We start from the raw sequence: 15611 nt of genomic DNA on the forward strand, positions 1-15611 counted from the left end.
TTTGTTCCTTATCAAACAATGACCCTAATTATTGTGTCTCAATAGATGTAAAATTGACCGCCAGGCGGTTGTCTATAGAGTGGGGTCTTTCATGACGAACAGTTCTCCTTACAGCGAAACGGATGTCATCATCATTGGCGGCGGCGCCACCGGCGCGGGCATAGCCAGAGACTGCGCCAGCCGTGGGTTAGGCTGTATTTTACTGGAGCGACACGACATCGCTACCGGTGCGACTGGCAGGAATCACGGCTTGCTGCACAGCGGCGCGCGCTATGCGGTAACCGATGGCGAATCAGCCAAAGAATGTATTGAAGAGAACCGTATCCTCAAACGTATTGCCCGCCACTGTATTGAACCAACCAATGGCTTGTTTATCACGCTGCCAGAGGATTCTCTGGAATATCAGCAGCAATTTATCTCCAGCTGCCAGTTGGCGGGTATTGACGCAGAAGCGATCGATCCGGTATTGGCGCTGCGAATGGAACCGGCGGCTAACCCGGCCATGATTGGTGCAGTTAAAGTGCCTGATGGAACCGTTGATCCTTTCCGTCTCACCGCCGCCAATATGCTGGATGCTCGCGAACATGGTGCTAAGGTACTGACATATCACGAAGTTATGGGTCTTCTCCGTCAGGCTAACCGCGTGACAGGCGTGAGCGTTTTCGATCATAAAAACCAGCGCCAGTATGAAATTCATGCCCAAATCGTGGTAAACGCTGCAGGTATTTGGGGGCAACACATTGCCGAATATGCCGATCTACGAGTGCGAATGTTTCCTGCGAAAGGCGCGTTATTGATTTTGGGGCATCGCATTAATAACATGGTGATTAACCGCTGCCGCAAACCGGCCGACGCCGATATTTTGGTGCCGGGAGACACCATTTCACTGATCGGTACGACCTCAACGCATATCGATTATGACCAGATAGACAACATGATCGTGACGCCACAGGAAGTGGATGTTTTGATTCGAGAAGGATCGAAACTGTCGCCGAAACTGGCGGCGACCCGCATTTTACGTGCCTATGCTGGCGTTCGTCCTCTGGTCGCCAGCGACGACGATCCGAGTGGCCGTAACGTTAGCCGTGGTATCGTTCTGCTGGATCACGCCAGCCGCGATGGGTTGGAAGGTTTTATCACCATTACCGGCGGAAAATTAATGACTTACCGGCTAATGGCTGAATGGGCGACGGATAAAGTGTGTGAAAAACTGGGGCTTCAGGCCAGTTGCACCACGGCACAAGAGCCGCTGCCGGGTTCTCGTCAGTCTGCAGAACAGACTTTACGTAAGGTTGTGTCCCTGCCAGCCAGTATTCGCGGATCTGCGGTTTACCGCCACGGAGATAGAGCCACTCAATTATTGGACGGTAATCGGCTGGATAATAGCCTGGTGTGCGAATGCGAAGCTGTGACCGCAGGTGAAGTGCGTTATGCCGTCGAATCGCTCACGGTAAACAATTTACTGGATTTACGAAGACGCACTCGCGTCGGGATGGGAACCTGTCAGGGTGAACTCTGCGCCTGTCGTGCCGCTGGCTTATTAACTCGTTTTAATGTCACCACGCCACAGCAATCTCGCGAGCAACTGACCCAATTCCTCAACGAGCGCTGGAAAGGCGTTCGTCCAATTGCCTGGGGCGATGCGCTGCGGGAAAGTGAGTTTACCAGTTGGGTATATCAAGGATTGTGCGGGCTGGGCCACCAAACTGCCGCGATCCCATCTGCGCAGGAGAAAAGCGATGAAATTTGATGCCATTATCATTGGCGGCGGGCTGGCGGGGCTAACCTGCGGTATTCGTCTGGCGGAGCAGGGAAAGTCTTGCGCCATCGTCAGCGCAGGGCAAAGTGCGCTGCATTTTTCATCCGGTTCTCTCGATCTTTTGGCACAGTTGCCTGATGGCAGCGAAGTGCGCGAGCCTCTTACGGCATTGGAAGCCTTGGCGGCACAGGCACCTGAGCATCCTTACAGCAAAATGGGTGCTGTGGTCATCGATTTGGTGGATGAAGCGCAGAAATTACTGGAGCGTTGCCACCTTTCTTTTGTCGGTAGTGCAGTGGAAAACCACATGCGCATTACACCGCTGGGCAGTCAGCGCCCAACCTGGCTAAGTCCTGCAGAAATTCCCACTACGTCGTTGAACGGCACTTTACCTTGGGAGCGAATTGCCGTTATCGGCATTGAAGGATTCCTCGATTTTCAGCCGCAGATGGTGGCGGATTCCCTACAGGCGCAAGGGGTTGCGGCGACGTCCAGCTATATGCATTTGCCGGCATTAGATCGGCTGCGTGATAACCCTAGTGAATTTCGCGCGGTGAATATCGCCCGGGTTCTGGATTTAGCGGAAAGCCTGCCACCGTTGGCTGAAGAACTGAGCCGCTTGTCTACGCACGCTCAGGCGATTTTATTGCCCGCCTGTATCGGTCTGGATAATCCGGTGCAGTTGGAAGCACTGCGACTGGCGGTCGGCAAGCCGATTATGCTGTTGCCGACGCTGCCTCCATCGTTATTGGGCATGCGGCTACACCAGGCATTACGCCAACGTTTTCAACAGCTTGGTGGGTTGGTCATGCCGGGAGATTCGGTACTACGCGCTGAACTCGAGGGTAATCGTGTCACAGGCTTGTATAGCCGTAACCACGGTGATATTCCGTTACGAGCGCCTCATGTTGTACTGGCGAGCGGCAGTTTCTTTAGCAACGGATTGATTGCTGGATTCGATCGGGTTTACGAACCTATTTTAGGGCTGGATATGCTGTCTCTGAGCAATCGGGCGGACTGGAGTCGCAGCGACATGTTTGATGCACAGCCTTACCTACAGTTCGGTGTGCAGACTGATAATCAGTTACGCGCTATGCGTGGTGGGGAGCCTTTGGAAAATCTCTATGCGATTGGCGCGGTGTTGGGCGGCTATGACCCCCTACAGCAAGGCTGCGGTGCCGGAGTGTCATTAACCAGCGCTTTGTTCGCTGCTCAGCAGATTACCGATGCCACGGAGGTCAAACTATGAGTTTGCCGCGGGATAACAGCTTCGAAAGCTGCATTAAATGTACGGTATGTACCACATATTGCCCGGTAGCCAAGGTAAATCCTCTTTATCCTGGGCCAAAGCAGGCAGGGCCAGATGGCGAACGTCTGCGATTAAAAGATCCGATGCTGTATGACGAAGCGCTGAAATATTGTACCAACTGTAAACGTTGCGAAGTGGCTTGTCCTTCCGACGTTAAAATCGGCGACATTATTCAACGTGCTAAAGCCAGCTACGGCAGTAATAAACCAAAACTGCGTGACGCCATTTTAAGCCATACCGATTTGATGGGTTCTTTGTCTACGCCATTTGCACCGGTAGTGAATGCTATCACTGGATTAAAACCAGTGCGTAACTTGCTGGATAAAGCCCTGAAAATCGATCATCGCCGTGAATTGCCTAAATATTCCTTTGGTACTTTCCGCCGCTGGTATCGTCAGCAGGCGGCTAAACAGCAACAATATGCCGAACAGGTGGCATTTTTCCACGGCTGCTTTGTTAACTACAATCATCCGCAGCTAGGGAAAGATTTAATCAGCGTTTTCAATGCGATGAATATCGGCGTGCAGTTGCTCAAACGAGAAAAGTGCTGTGGCGTGCCTTTGATTGCCAACGGCTTTATCGATCAGGCTAAAAAGCAGGCTAAAGTTAATCTCGAATCGCTGACAGATGCGGTCATCACGCGGGATATTCCGGTGGTTGCCACTTCTTCCAGCTGTACTTTTACTCTGCGAGATGAATATCCTCATTTATTGGATGTGGATACCACGCCGGTGCGAGACCGCGTTGAACTGGCTACTCGTTATATTTACCGTTTACTGGACCAGGGGCGGGAATTACCGCTGAAACGCCTGCCGCTGCGCATTGCTTACCATACGCCGTGTCATATGGAGAAAATGGGCTGGACCGCTTATACACTGGCGTTACTGCGTCGAATTCCCGGCGTCGAGCTGATTACGCTGGATTCTCAATGTTGCGGCATTGCCGGTACTTATGGTTTTAAATCTGAGAATTACGCCACTTCTCAAGGCATTGGTGCTTCGTTATTCCGTCAGATTGAGGAAAGCGAGGTAGATTTGGTGATTACGGACTGTGAAACCTGTAAATGGCAGATTGAAATGTCGACCAGCAAGAAATGTGAGCATCCGATTACGCTACTGGCTCGTGCTTTAGCGTAAACAATCAGAGCGCCGCTGTGGCGCTCAAATCTGGTGAGAAAACCCCGCAGGGAGCGTTACGGCTCCGCTGCGGGATTATCTGCATTTATTTCAGCTTCAGGGTGCTGATAATGGATTCAGTTTCGGTCTGTGCCTGCTGTTGATTTTCGGCTGGAACGGTAATTTGCAGTGTCATGCTGTTGTTATCGACGTTACCCATAACGACCGATGAGTAAGCCTTCTGACCGCCGCTTGTGATAATGCTATCCAGTTGCTGCAACGGCTTGCCGTCAACCTGAATGGTTTTATTGGTAACGATTTGCAGATTAGCATCGCGACCTTTTTGCTGTTCGATCAAACGCTGGGCCAACACATCCAACCCCGCGGTGTCTTTTTCATTCAAAATGATCACCACGGCTTTTTCACCGTTTTTGGTCGCATAAACGCGTTTATTACTGGAAGGGCTGCTGATTTTATCGCTTTGATCGGTAAATTCTGCGGGCAGAACCAGTGCGATATTACCTTCCAATAAACTCACCGGCTGACCAACGTTGTTGTCGTTTTTGACATCACAGGCGCTTAGCCCGGTAACCAATAAACCAACGGCGAAAAGTTTGGTTATCTTATTCATGGGAATTCCTTCTGGATGAGAGTCTTTAACCTTGACTGAATTACCCGTATCGCACCTTATTCAGCGGATAAAAGCAACAGGCTGCTCGGTAAAGAATTGTGAGTACGCGGGTATTACACGGAATTACAGAAGAATCTGGCGGCCGCAGGCGGGCCGCCATTAACCGGCAGGTGGCAGATTAGCCGATTTGTACCGCTGGCTGCGACGCCGTTTTGCTGGCAAAATATTTCAGTAGCATATTCAGCATTACGCCATAGGCAGGTAAGAAAAACAGCAGGCAGATCAGTAGCTTAAATGTGTAGTCTACCAAAGCTATTTCGACCCAATTGGCCGCCATAAAGGGATCGCTGCTCTTATAGAAGGCAATAAAGAAGAAGGCCAGCGTATCGCTGATATTGCCAAAGAACATCGCTGCCGTAGGTGCAACCCACCAAGCGCTGCGCTGACGCAGACGGTTAAACACTTGTACATCCAGAATCTGCCCTAATACGTAGGCCATAAAGCTGGCTACAGCGATACGGGCTACCATCACGTTAAAGCTACTGAGCGCGGGGAATCCCTGCCAGCTTCCCTGAAAGAACAGGGCCGAAACCAGATAGGAAATGACCAATGCAGGTAACATCACTGAGAGAATAATGCGGCGAGCTAAAGGTGCACCAAAAATCCGCACGGTCAGGTCGGTAGCTAAAAAGATAAAGGGAAAGGTAAAAGCTCCCCATGTGGTGTGAAAACCGAAGATAGCGATCGGTAATTGCACCAGATAGTTACTGGATGTGATGATGACAATATGGAATAGCGAAAGCCATACCAAAGCGGTCATCCGCTGTTGGGGCGTAAACGAAAACATAGATATGACCTTTTTGGTTATTGGGGTGAGGGAACCCAAACAAAATGTGCCCGCAGTTTCTGCGGCGCGGCGGCATAATACTTGTTTGCGCAACGAATGCAATGGTTAATTTTAGCGCAAACGTTAGCGTAGCTTGCACCGCAAAATGGGCGGAGTAAACTAGCTGCCCTTCATCGGCCACTTCCCGCCGAGATTAAAATTTGCTCAATCGCTGATAAGAGAAAACCTATGACAGATCTTTTTGCCCATCCGGATAAAACCCTTGATACGCTGGGCCTGCGGTGCCCGGAACCGGTGATGATGGTGCGGAAAACGGTTCGCCATATGGAAGAAGGGCAGACCTTACTGATTATCGCCGACGATCCTGCCACAACCCGCGATATTCCCGGATTTTGCCGCTTTATGGATCATGAGTTGGTGGCTCAGGAAGTGGAAGCCGCTCCTTATCGCTATCTGGTGCGTAAAGGCATTCAGGCTTAGTCAGGAAAAAACCAAGGCTCGTGCAGAGCCTTGGGAGTGAATAATATTCGGATAAAATTCTACCCGGTTATATTTCGCGTTTCCTCAGTAATCTCAATGCGTTGGCGGTAACGAGAGCCGTTGCACCCGAATCGGCCAGCACTGCCAGCCACAAACCGGTTAATCCCAGCAAAGTAGTAATCAGAAAAATTCCCTTTAATCCCAGCGCAATAGCGATGTTTTGCCGAATATTGGCGCGAGCGGCTCGCGAGAGCACGATGATTTCCGCTAATCCGGTCAGCCGGTTGTGGGTCAACGCGGCATCGGCGGTTTCCAGCGCCACATCGGTTCCGCTTCCCATAGCGACGCCAATACTGGCGGCCTTCATCGCGGGCGCATCGTTTATGCCATCACCGACCATGACCGTGGGTTTAGCCTCATTCAGCGCGGTGACCGCCACCACTTTGTCCGCGGGTAATAATCCTGCTCGATAGTCGATGCCTAGTTCATTGGCGATTGCCGCTGCGGCTCTCGGGTTGTCACCAGTTAGCATCACGCCCTGAATACCTAGGTTTCTCAACGCACTAATCGCCTGTTTTGCATCTGTGCGCAGAGTATCCCGCAGCGCCATCAGACCAATAAAGCGCCCCTCTTCCAGCACCGCAACTGCGGTTTTACCGCTGCTTTCTAACTGATCCAACTGTGTTTGCCAGTGGTTATCTAGCGATTGTGGAGCCAGTTTTCCCGGAGAACTGACCAATACTTTGATGCCGTTAACGACCCCTTCGACGCCAATACCTGCCAACGCCCGACGGTCCTCTGCGGGAGGTAGCGACGTCGATTCCCGCGCGGCACGCTGTAAAATTGCCGTCGCTAAGGGATGGTGGGAACCGGCTTCTACGGCGGCGGCTAGCGTTAACAGGCGATTTTCCGTCACGCCATCTACCGGCAACACGTCGGTGACCTGAGGCTTACCTTCTGTCAGCGTGCCGGTTTTATCGAAGGCAACGGTTTGAATGACGCCAAGTTGCTCCAATGCTGCTCCGCCTTTAATCAACGCGCCGCGACGGGTTGCCGCCGCCAGTGCGGAAGTAATGGCCGCAGGCGTGGAGATAACCAGGGCACAAGGACAGCCGATTAATAACAGGGTCAGGCCTCGATAAATCCAAGGTTCCCAAGGCTGGCCGTAGAACATAGGTGGAATCAAAATCACCAAAACGGACAGCAGCATAATTAATGGGGTGTAAATGCGGCTAAAGCGATCGATAAAGCGTTCAATCGGCGCGCGGCGTTCTTCGGCTTCTTCAATTAACTGTAAAATGCGGTCAATGGCGTTATTACCCGGCTCGGAGACTACGCGCATTTCGGCAGATCTGTCGATGGAAAGGCTGCCTGCCGCCACTTTGTCACCTTGTTGTCGTTCAACCGGAATTGACTCGCCGGTTAAGGCACTTTCATCGAAGCTGGCAAAAGGTGTAACCAGCTCTGCATCGGCTGGCAGACGCGCACCGGGCGCAATTTCAATTACGTCTCCTGGCCGTAAACTGCTGACAGGAACCAGACTGCGTTGCCCATTCTTGAGTAGCAAAGCGTCTTCCGGTACCAGCGCCATCAGGGCTGAAACGCCGCGTCGGGCACGATTGGCGGCGTAAGACTCTAATAGTTCGCCTAACATAAATAGCAGCAATACCATCGCGGCCTCTGCCGTTGCGCCGATAAATAACGCGCCAATGGCTGCCACACTCATCAAGGTTTCAATGGCAAAAGGCGTGCCGGAACGAATCAGTTTCAGCGCCTTACCGGCGATAGGAACTAACCCCACCAGGGTCGTGACGATAAAGGCGATGCGGCCACTTTCTTCGCTAACTAATGAAATTCCCCAACTGGCTAACATCAAAAGCGTCAGTACGATTATTGGTAAATATTCGCGAAACTTATTTTCATTGGCCGCCATTTTTTGCCCTGATTTGGGGCTATCCAGCAGGCTGAATCCCGCTTTGGCGACGGCGTTTTGTACCTGTTGGCTGACGTCAGTTTTAGCATCTACCACCAACTTTTCCGTAGAAAATAGCACTTTGGCTTGGTCTACGCCGGAGATACCGCCTACGGCATTTTCAATCTTACGTGCGCAGCTTGGACAATCCATCCCCTTGATATGCCAGCTATAACGCTGACCGCCGGTGCTGGGTAGCCCTTCTAATTCGCTTTCATTCTCTGACGTATCAGGTTTGGCACTGCTGCAACAGCTGGAAGAATGTGAGTGTTTACTCGCGTGAGATACCTCTTCGACCGCTGTATTTGTTGCGCTACAGCAATGTGTATCGGCTGTATGAATATGTTCGTCACCTTCATTGTAGTGGTCATGAACTTCATCTGAATGTTGGTGGTCGCGATGTGAATGCATAGTGCCCCCGGAACAGTTAATTCACCGTTGATGACAGGACTCTACACCTTGGAGCTTACTCCAGAGTCAAGAGAAGGATGAGAATTATTGCTAAATAGAGTTCGATTGATTAACCACGGGGATTTGATGTGCAGGTGAATGTGTGAAGAAGGTAGAAAGCGCAACGCCCCGTCCGTGGGGCGTAGATATTTACAGATATAGCGAGCGGACAATCAGGAAGTGGCCGACAAAATAGCAACCCGCGACCAGTGCATCAGCGGCTTTGAAAGAAAAACGATAGCGACTGATCAGCCAGATAATATTGGCTAACAGCAGCAAAGAAGTGCCGATCAGCAGCGAAAAGCCAAAATCGGTGCTACGTAAGAAGTATTGCTCACCGGCAACCCACACCATCAATAGCGTCATGGCGACATAGGTTGCGATCGGCCAGCGCATTTCTTCCAACCGGGTCCAGATTGTTGCCAGTAACAGTGCACCTATGATGATTAGCACCAGCGGCAGCGGCCAGAAAATACTGACTGTCATCTGGGTCGCGAAACTGATGGTATACAGCAGGTGAGAAAGGAAGAATGCGCCAATGGCATAAAGTAAGCGCTCACTGGGTAGTAATAGCAAAGCGTCGGCAGCCATAGTGGCCAGCAGCCCGAGGACGATCAGATAGCCGGCTGGCCCAAGCACCGGAGCTTGCCAGGCGAGGAGAACCAGGAGTAACAGGGTTACGGGTTTGAATACCCAACGTTGCCAGCGTGGTCCACGATAGCTGGCGTCAACAAACAACCAACCAGAAAAAAATACAGCGAGGAATGGCCAACTCATTTTTTATCCTTCTTCTCAAAAGTTTCTGCAAAAAATACCCGCTCGGTAACGATAATTATCAGCCAATGTCTCTTCTCAGTGTAGGGGATCGTCAGGATGAACAACAGGGGCTATTCGGTTACTAATGATTTTTTGCATGAGATTTTATATGTCATGCAAAGGCGTGAATCCGCAGGTCAAAATGCATACTTGTGTACGTGAAAAACAGACTCTTAAGTAAGTGTGATAATTATTTCATATAAATATATTAACTTAATTAAATGATTTCTTGTTACATCAAGGCAACTTTTCGTTAATAAAAGTATAGAAAACAACCTGAGCAGATGCTATTAATATTCCCCGAGTTTAATGGGTCACAGTATTGAACCCGGTAATATACGAGAATTGACGCAGGCTTATAACGCCATATAAGCGGTAGAGAATAATAATGCTCTGCCATGCTGTCAGTTTATTTCTGCCACTTCAATATGAGCGCTATTTGCCAGACATTAAAAAATGAAAAAAGAAAAATTGTTACTTATCATGGTAATGACTCTTTCCGTCTGTTCTGCTGCCTATAGTGCGGAATTTTCCGACTTTACCTACAATTGCAAGTTAGTCAAGAATGGGCGGGCTATAATTGAGCTGCGCAATGATAATTTCTATGTCACTTTCGTCGATAATCGAAAAAATCCCGCTAGGATGCATTATGGCAAAGCCGATATCTTAAATAACCGCGATCCTGTCTATAATAAATACCTGAAGAATATCGATCAGAATAAGCCCGTGGTATTAATTCATCAGTATGGCAATGAAGTTTGGATTAAAGGGGATTCTGATGAAGATTGGATGGATCACGGTGAATGGTGCAAATCGGCGGAGGGTTAAGCAATCGCTGGCAAGTCTGATTGACAGTCGAGTGACAGAATAAACCCGCTAATCGCACGGATGCGTCTTTAAGCCCTTCATGGTATGTTAATAACCGGTTCTCTTCCCCTGAAAGCTTGATTATCGAAGGATAGCGATAGGTAACGCCATGGCGAACGATCAAACGCTTTACCGCATTCAGTTCATGAACAATGGTAAGAATTATCAACTCTATGTCCGTGAAATAACACCCAGTTCTTTATTCGGGTTTATCGAGATTGCTGATTTTGTATTTGATAGCCAATCGGCACTATTGGTTGATCCGTCGACAGAAAAACTGAAAACCGAATTTTCTGGCGTCAACCGCAGCTATATTCCACTTCATTCCGTCATCCGTATTGATGCTGTGACCGAAAAAGGTAGCGCGCGTATCTCTGATTTGGGAGCCAACGTTATGAGTTTCCCTTATTTACCGGGTAACAAGCCCTGAATCTGATAACGGCTACAGCTTTATTTTACTAGGTGTAACTCATGAGCAAACCACCGCTGATTTTTATTGTGGTTGTGGCACTGATTGTTATTTTAGCCACGCGTCAGTACTGGCAAAAACGAAGGCTAGATGCAGAAAATGATAAAGCGCCAATACGTAGCCTGCAGGTTGAGGTCAGTAATAAACGTGAGGTTTTAGCGCCGAATCGTCGTTCACGCCAGCGGGAAGAAATTGTGGCGGAAGATAAACGCTATGAAGTGACGTTTCGCCCGTTACTGAGCGGCAGTGAAATTAATATTGTGCTGCCTCGTCAGGAATATCAGCAAATTAATATCGGTATGCAGGGCACCCTGCGTTTACAAGGCACCCGCTATATTGATTTTACCGGCGTTCAGTCAGCCAAATAGCTTTGGCTTGGAAAAGTACGCTGGGGACTGAAATTATTTTTTCGGCATTGGCGGCTGTTTTTTCTGCCACGCCAGCAGTTCAAAAACACCAAAGATAAAGATTTTGGCCTGCTGCCAGCCGCTAATCGGTTGATCCTTAGGCTGAGTTGATTTCAGAAGCGTGAGCTGTAAACCATGCATCAGCACCATAAAAATCATCGCGACATTCACAAAGTATTTCAACGGGCTAGGGAATGGCTGGATCAGGTTCAGGATCAGAAAAGCCCATACGCCCAGCATCAGTAAACGACCGAAATTAATCAACATTCTGTTGCTCCTGCACTGCGTCAGACGCAGCATGGTGACGAATATACAGGCGATAAGCGACTTGCCCAGCGACCTTTTCACGGTGTAATTGCCAACTGGCTGGTACGTCTGCGGCCGCGCTCTCCGCTTCGGCCTCTACGTAAATCCAGGCTTCATCGGCCAGCCAGCCTTGCTGTTCCAGCAGGTTGACGGTTTCTGCCAGCAAACCTTTACGGAACGGCGGATCGAGAAACACCAAATCGAAAGATTTACCCGGCTGCGCCAGCCATTGCAGAGCGTTGGTATTCACCACTTGCCCATTTTCTGCGTTTAGTAAAGCCAGATTACTGGTGAGCTGGCGTGCCACATTGCGCTCGTATTCCAGCAATACGGTTTCTCCTGCATAGCGAGACAGCGCTTCCAGACCAAGAGCGCCGCTACCGGCAAAACAATCTAGACAGCGAGCGCCCTGAATCATCGGTGCCAGCCAGTTAAACAGGGTTTCCCGCACTCGATCGGTCGTTGGTCGTAAGCCTGGACTATCGGGAACCGGTAACTTCCGGCCACGCCACTTTCCGCCAATAATACGAATCTGCCCGAAGGATTGTTGTTGTGGTTTTTTTGCCATAGCTCGCTGCTTGAAATGTGGCCATGTTGACGGCGCTGAATAGAAGATATAGCCGCTATTCTACCGATGTGTACAGTGAGGGGAAACGTTAATGCTTTGTTGATTGAATTCACAACGGAAAGCAGCATCGTGCGCGTGTTGCTGCTCGGGGGAAAGTGATAGACTGGCGAGCTATTATCTTATTTATGTAAGCCATGATTTAACCGCGAGGAGTGTAGTCGCAAATGGCAAAAGAAAAAAAACGTGGGTTTTTTTCCTGGCTGGGTCTTGGCCGTCAGAGTGAAGAACAGAAAGAAGAACAAAAAATTGAGCAGCCTGTCGCAGAGCCAGTGGTTGATGAAAGCCTGCCCGCGGCTTCTGAACATGAACCTGTAACGGCTGAAAAATCCACTCCGGCAGCGGAATCTGTGGATCCAACGGCGGTGGGGGAATGGGACAGCGAAATCAACGCGGAAGCGGCGGCAGAAATAGCCCCAGCTATCGATGTAGTGCCGTTGGTGGAAGAAACACCGATTGAGCCTGAAATCGCGCCCACTCAATACATAGCGCTGGCTGAATTCAACGAGTTCGAAACTACGGCGGTTACCGAAGAGATTATCGAACCGGTTAGCGCTGCGGTGACAGAACAACCGGAATCCGTAGAGATATTGGCAGAAGAAGTGATACCGGCAGCAGAGCCGCCGGTGGCTGAAGCTGTGGCTGAGGTCTCGACGGAGCAGCATCAACCACAGGTATTCGAGCCTGAATCCGCTCTGGTGGAAGCAGAGGCTGATATTTCTGTCGAAACAGTGGCAGATATTGAAGTTATTCTGCCAGAGCCAGAGCCAGAGCCAGAGCCAGAGCCAGAGCCAGAGCCAGAGCCAGAGCCAGAGCCAGAGCCAGAAGTGACTACTGCGATTGCCGAGTCTGAATGGGTGGAAGAAATCGAGCCTGAGTCTGTAGCTGTGCCTGTAGCTCAGGAACAGGAAAGGCCAACGAAAGAAGGCTTCTTTGCTCGCTTAAAACGTAGCTTGCTGAAAACCAAACAAAACCTAGGTTCCGGGTTTATGGGGTTGTTCAGCGGTAAGAAAATCGACGACGATCTATTTGAAGAATTGGAAGAACAGCTCCTGATCGCCGACGTTGGCGTCGAAACTACGCGTAAAATCATCGAATCCTTAACTGCTCACGCCAGTCGTAAGCAGTTGAAAGACGCCGAGGCGCTCTACGGCAAGATGAAGGAGGAAATGTCCGAAATTCTGGCTAAAGTCGACAAACCCCTGGATGTTAGCGGTAAGAACCCGTACGTAATTCTGATGGTTGGAGTGAACGGCGTAGGTAAGACGACGACTATCGGTAAACTGGCTCGTCAGTTCCAAGCCGAAGGTAAATCCGTCATGCTGGCCGCTGGGGATACCTTCCGCGCTGCCGCCGTTGAGCAGCTACAGGTTTGGGGCGAACGCAACAAAATTGCCGTGGTCGCTCAGCATACCGGCGCGGATTCTGCCTCGGTTATTTTTGATGCGATTCAAGCGGCGAAAGCCCGTGGCGTCGATGTGCTATTGGCGGACACCGCCGGGCGTTTGCAGAATAAAGCCCACCTGATGGAAGAGCTGAAGAAGATTGTCCGGGTAATGAAAAAGCTGGACGGCGATGCCCCTCATGAGGTTATGCTGACGCTGGATGCCAGCACCGGACAAAATGCGGTAAGCCAGGCCAAACTGTTTAATGAAGCGGTTGGCCTGACGGGGATAACCCTGACTAAACTGGATGGTACCGCCAAGGGCGGGGTGATTTTCGCCATTGCCGATCAGTTTGGTATTCCGATTCGTTATATCGGCGTTGGAGAAGGTATTGAAGATTTGCGGCCATTTAAGGCTGACGATTTTATTGAGGCTCTTTTTGCCCGAGAGGATTAATACGGATGATTCGCTTTGAACAGGTCAGTAAAGCTTATCTGGGCGGCCGACAAGCGCTGCAAGGGGTAGATTTTCATCTACGCCCGGCGGAAATGGCGTTTTTGACCGGCCACTCCGGCGCTGGGAAAAGTACGTTGCTCAAACTGATTTGTGGCATTGAACGGCCTAGTGCCGGCCACATTTGGTTTGGCGGTCACGATATCAGCCGGTTGAAAAACCGCGAGGTTCCTTTCCTGCGCCGCCAGATCGGGATGATCTTTCAGGATCACCATTTGCTGCTGGATCGAACCGTGTATGACAATGTCGCGATGCCGTTGATCATTGCCGGTGCCAGTACCGAAGATATCCGTCGTCGCGTATCGGCGGCGTTGGATAAAGTCGGCTTATTGGATAAAGCGAAAAACTTCCCGATCCAGCTTTCTGGCGGTGAACAGCAGCGGGTGGGTATTGCTCGTGCGGTCGTGAATAAGCCGGCGGTATTGCTGGCGGATGAGCCTACCGGTAACCTTGATGAAGCCCTGTCGGAAGGTATTTTGCGCCTGTTTGAAGAGTTTAACCGTGTTGGCGTGACCGTTTTGATGGCCACCCACGATACTTCGCTGATTGCGCGGCGTCGCTACCCGATTCTAACGCTCAGTCAGGGAAGAATGTCAGGAGCGCGTCATGGCGAATAATGCAAAGAAAGCAAAAACCAAAGCGTTGAAAGGCGGCTGGCGCGAACAGTGGCGTTATTCATGGGTCAATGCGTTGGCCGATATGATGCGCCAGCCTCTGGCTACCCTGCTGACAGTCATGGTGATCGCCATTTCTCTGACGTTACCGAGCGTCTGCTACATCGTTTGGAAGAATGTCAGCACCGCTGCCGAACAGTGGTATCCGACGCCACAGCTCACGGTTTATCTGGATAAGTCTCTTGACGATAACGCTGCGGAAAATGTGGTGACCGCATTGAAAGCGGAAGCCGGCGTGGAAAAAGTTAATTATCTGTCGCGGGAAGAAGCGATGGGTGAGTTCCGCAACTGGTCAGGTTTCGGCGGTGCGCTGGATATGCTGGAAGAGAATCCGCTGCCAGCGGTGGCGATCATCACGCCACAAATGAGTTTCCAAAGCTCTGAAACGCTCGATACTCTGCGGGATCGCGTCACCAAGGTTGAAGGTGTTGCAGAAGTTCGTATGGACGATAGCTGGTTTGCAAGACTGGCGGCGTTGACCGGCCTGGTTGGGCAAGTGGCGGCGATGATCGGTGTGTTGATGGTCGTTGCAGTGTTCCTGGTTATCGGTAACAGCGTGAGGTTGAGTATTTTCAGTCGTCGCGACACTATCAATGTGATGAAACTGATTGGCGCCACAGATGGCTTTATTCTGCGGCCATTCCTAAATGGTGGTGCGATGCTGGGTCTGGGGGGGGCAGTTCTCTCGCTAATCCTGTCGGAAGCACTGGTGTGGAAGTTGGGGTCGGTCGTGGCGCAGGTAGCGACGGTATTCGGTACCCATTTCTCTTTGCACGGTCTGAGTTGGGATGAATCCCTGTTGCTTGTGCTGATTTCTGCCATGATCGGCTGGATCGCCGCTTGGCTGGCAACTGTTCAACATTTACGCCGATTTACACCGCAATAGGCAATCTTTGCTATACTCTTCCCCTGCGGTTTCCGATTAAGCAGGGGAAGCGTAATCATCGTGACTACCGCCATTTCTGCAAATTTCCAGACAATAACTA

General features: G+C 50.6%; 16 protein-coding genes. 10 read left to right on the plus strand and 6 right to left on the minus strand.

Annotated elements, in window-relative coordinates:
• The first annotated feature begins 91 nt into the window (after nt 1–91).
• Genes glpA through glpC form a run of 3 tightly spaced genes read left to right on the plus strand, consistent with a single transcriptional unit; the run spans nt 92 to nt 4204 of the window.
• Nucleotides 92–1750, plus strand: coding sequence for an anaerobic glycerol-3-phosphate dehydrogenase subunit A (gene glpA, locus AD970_RS15245; RefSeq protein ID WP_049600864.1), 1659 nt, complete (start codon nt 92–94; stop codon nt 1748–1750).
• Nucleotides 1740–3008 (plus strand): glycerol-3-phosphate dehydrogenase subunit GlpB, encoded by a 1269-nt coding sequence (gene glpB, locus AD970_RS15250; RefSeq protein WP_049600867.1) that lies wholly within the window; start codon nt 1740–1742, stop codon nt 3006–3008. The genes glpA and glpB overlap by 11 nt, the downstream gene beginning before the upstream one ends.
• Nucleotides 3005–4204, plus strand: coding sequence for an anaerobic glycerol-3-phosphate dehydrogenase subunit GlpC (glpC, locus tag AD970_RS15255; protein WP_049600870.1), 1200 nt, complete (start codon nt 3005–3007; stop codon nt 4202–4204). Before glpB ends, glpC begins: the two co-directional genes overlap by 4 nt.
• 85 nt (nt 4205–4289) lie before the next feature.
• Here the strand turns inward: glpC and AD970_RS15260 are convergent, their stop codons facing one another.
• Both AD970_RS15260 and AD970_RS15265 read right to left on the minus strand, forming a co-directional pair.
• On the minus strand, nt 4290–4814 hold the full coding sequence (locus AD970_RS15260) for a DcrB family lipoprotein (protein ID WP_049600873.1): 525 nt from the start codon (nt 4812–4814) through the stop codon (nt 4290–4292).
• 178 nt (nt 4815–4992) lie between these two features.
• Nucleotides 4993–5661: a 7-cyano-7-deazaguanine/7-aminomethyl-7-deazaguanine transporter gene (locus tag AD970_RS15265; protein WP_049600876.1), complete on the minus strand. Its 669-nt coding sequence runs from the start codon at nt 5659–5661 to the stop codon at nt 4993–4995.
• Nucleotides 5662–5889: 228 nt separating this feature from the next.
• On the opposite strand from AD970_RS15265, the gene tusA reads away from it, so the two are divergent.
• Nucleotides 5890–6141 carry a sulfurtransferase TusA gene (tusA, locus tag AD970_RS15270; protein WP_049600879.1) on the plus strand — a complete coding sequence of 84 codons (252 nt, stop codon included), beginning with the start codon at nt 5890–5892 and terminating at the stop codon, nt 6139–6141.
• A 67-nt stretch (nt 6142–6208) separates the two neighbouring features.
• Here tusA and AD970_RS15275 read toward each other — a convergent pair whose 3' ends face one another.
• Nucleotides 6209–8524 (minus strand): zinc/cadmium/mercury/lead-transporting ATPase, encoded by a 2316-nt coding sequence (locus AD970_RS15275; RefSeq protein WP_049600882.1) that lies wholly within the window; start codon nt 8522–8524, stop codon nt 6209–6211.
• Between the two features lie 189 nt (nt 8525–8713).
• Nucleotides 8714–9340 carry a lysoplasmalogenase gene (locus tag AD970_RS15280; protein ID WP_049600885.1) on the minus strand — a complete coding sequence of 209 codons (627 nt, stop codon included), beginning with the start codon at nt 9338–9340 and terminating at the stop codon, nt 8714–8716.
• 495 nt (nt 9341–9835) lie between these two features.
• Between AD970_RS15280 and AD970_RS15285 the strand changes: the two genes are divergently transcribed.
• The 3 genes from AD970_RS15285 (at nt 9836) to AD970_RS15295 (ending at nt 11083) form a co-directional block, all read left to right on the plus strand.
• Nucleotides 9836–10207 (plus strand): hypothetical protein, encoded by a 372-nt coding sequence (locus tag AD970_RS15285; RefSeq protein WP_049600888.1) that lies wholly within the window; start codon nt 9836–9838, stop codon nt 10205–10207.
• Nucleotides 10208–10355: 148 nt separating this feature from the next.
• Nucleotides 10356–10676, plus strand: a complete 321-nt coding sequence (locus tag AD970_RS15290) for a DUF1820 family protein (RefSeq protein ID WP_049600890.1) — start codon at nt 10356–10358, stop codon at nt 10674–10676.
• A 41-nt stretch (nt 10677–10717) separates the two neighbouring features.
• Complete coding sequence (locus tag AD970_RS15295) at nt 10718–11083, plus strand: DUF2500 domain-containing protein (RefSeq protein ID WP_049600893.1); 366 nt, start codon at nt 10718–10720, stop codon at nt 11081–11083.
• A 33-nt stretch (nt 11084–11116) separates the two neighbouring features.
• Here AD970_RS15295 and AD970_RS15300 read toward each other — a convergent pair whose 3' ends face one another.
• Both AD970_RS15300 and rsmD read right to left on the minus strand, forming a co-directional pair.
• Complete coding sequence (locus AD970_RS15300) at nt 11117–11389, minus strand: DUF1145 family protein (protein WP_049600895.1); 273 nt, start codon at nt 11387–11389, stop codon at nt 11117–11119.
• Nucleotides 11379–11996: a 16S rRNA (guanine(966)-N(2))-methyltransferase gene (gene rsmD, locus AD970_RS15305; RefSeq protein WP_049600898.1), complete on the minus strand. Its 618-nt coding sequence runs from the start codon at nt 11994–11996 to the stop codon at nt 11379–11381. The genes AD970_RS15300 and rsmD overlap by 11 nt, the downstream gene beginning before the upstream one ends.
• Nucleotides 11997–12220: 224 nt before the next feature.
• Between rsmD and ftsY the strand changes: the two genes are divergently transcribed.
• From ftsY to ftsX, 3 genes are read left to right on the plus strand one after another with little or no spacing between them, the layout of a single operon-like run.
• Nucleotides 12221–13894 (plus strand): signal recognition particle-docking protein FtsY, encoded by a 1674-nt coding sequence (gene ftsY / locus AD970_RS15310; protein ID WP_049600903.1) that lies wholly within the window; start codon nt 12221–12223, stop codon nt 13892–13894.
• Between the two features lie 5 nt (nt 13895–13899).
• The gene (gene ftsE, locus AD970_RS15315; protein ID WP_049600906.1) at nt 13900–14568 is read left to right on the plus strand and encodes a cell division ATP-binding protein FtsE; all 669 of its coding nucleotides are present in this window, start codon (nt 13900–13902) and stop codon (nt 14566–14568) included.
• The gene (gene ftsX, locus AD970_RS15320) at nt 14558–15511 is read left to right on the plus strand and encodes a permease-like cell division protein FtsX (RefSeq protein WP_049600908.1); all 954 of its coding nucleotides are present in this window, start codon (nt 14558–14560) and stop codon (nt 15509–15511) included. Before ftsE ends, ftsX begins: the two co-directional genes overlap by 11 nt.
• Nucleotides 15512–15611: the final 100 nt, after the last annotated feature.

Source organism: Yersinia nurmii, assembly GCF_001112925.1.
In the GTDB taxonomy this organism is placed as follows: domain Bacteria; phylum Pseudomonadota; class Gammaproteobacteria; order Enterobacterales; family Enterobacteriaceae; genus Yersinia; species Yersinia nurmii.

What these genes read in the sequence shown, in the direction of transcription:
- AD970_RS15265 (WP_049600876.1), bottom strand. Translation starts at nt 5,661, where the DNA reads ATGTTTTCGTTTACGCCCCAACAGCGGATGACCGCTTTGGTATGGCTT.
- AD970_RS15300 (WP_049600895.1), bottom strand. Translation starts at nt 11,389, where the DNA reads ATGTTGATTAATTTCGGTCGTTTACTGATGCTGGGCGTATGGGCTTTT.
- ftsE (WP_049600906.1), top strand. Translation starts at nt 13,900, where the DNA reads ATGATTCGCTTTGAACAGGTCAGTAAAGCTTATCTGGGCGGCCGACAA.
- AD970_RS15280 (WP_049600885.1), bottom strand. Translation starts at nt 9,340, where the DNA reads ATGAGTTGGCCATTCCTCGCTGTATTTTTTTCTGGTTGGTTGTTTGTT.
- AD970_RS15260 (WP_049600873.1), bottom strand. Translation starts at nt 4,814, where the DNA reads ATGAATAAGATAACCAAACTTTTCGCCGTTGGTTTATTGGTTACCGGG.
- AD970_RS15290 (WP_049600890.1), top strand. Translation starts at nt 10,356, where the DNA reads ATGGCGAACGATCAAACGCTTTACCGCATTCAGTTCATGAACAATGGT.
- rsmD (WP_049600898.1), bottom strand. Translation starts at nt 11,996, where the DNA reads ATGGCAAAAAAACCACAACAACAATCCTTCGGGCAGATTCGTATTATT.
- AD970_RS15275 (WP_049600882.1), bottom strand. Translation starts at nt 8,524, where the DNA reads ATGCATTCACATCGCGACCACCAACATTCAGATGAAGTTCATGACCAC.
- ftsX (WP_049600908.1), top strand. Translation starts at nt 14,558, where the DNA reads ATGGCGAATAATGCAAAGAAAGCAAAAACCAAAGCGTTGAAAGGCGGC.
- tusA (WP_049600879.1), top strand. Translation starts at nt 5,890, where the DNA reads ATGACAGATCTTTTTGCCCATCCGGATAAAACCCTTGATACGCTGGGC.
- glpA (WP_049600864.1), top strand. Translation starts at nt 92, where the DNA reads ATGACGAACAGTTCTCCTTACAGCGAAACGGATGTCATCATCATTGGC.
- AD970_RS15295 (WP_049600893.1), top strand. Translation starts at nt 10,718, where the DNA reads ATGAGCAAACCACCGCTGATTTTTATTGTGGTTGTGGCACTGATTGTT.
- AD970_RS15285 (WP_049600888.1), top strand. Translation starts at nt 9,836, where the DNA reads ATGAAAAAAGAAAAATTGTTACTTATCATGGTAATGACTCTTTCCGTC.
- ftsY (WP_049600903.1), top strand. Translation starts at nt 12,221, where the DNA reads ATGGCAAAAGAAAAAAAACGTGGGTTTTTTTCCTGGCTGGGTCTTGGC.
- glpC (WP_049600870.1), top strand. Translation starts at nt 3,005, where the DNA reads ATGAGTTTGCCGCGGGATAACAGCTTCGAAAGCTGCATTAAATGTACG.
- glpB (WP_049600867.1), top strand. Translation starts at nt 1,740, where the DNA reads ATGAAATTTGATGCCATTATCATTGGCGGCGGGCTGGCGGGGCTAACC.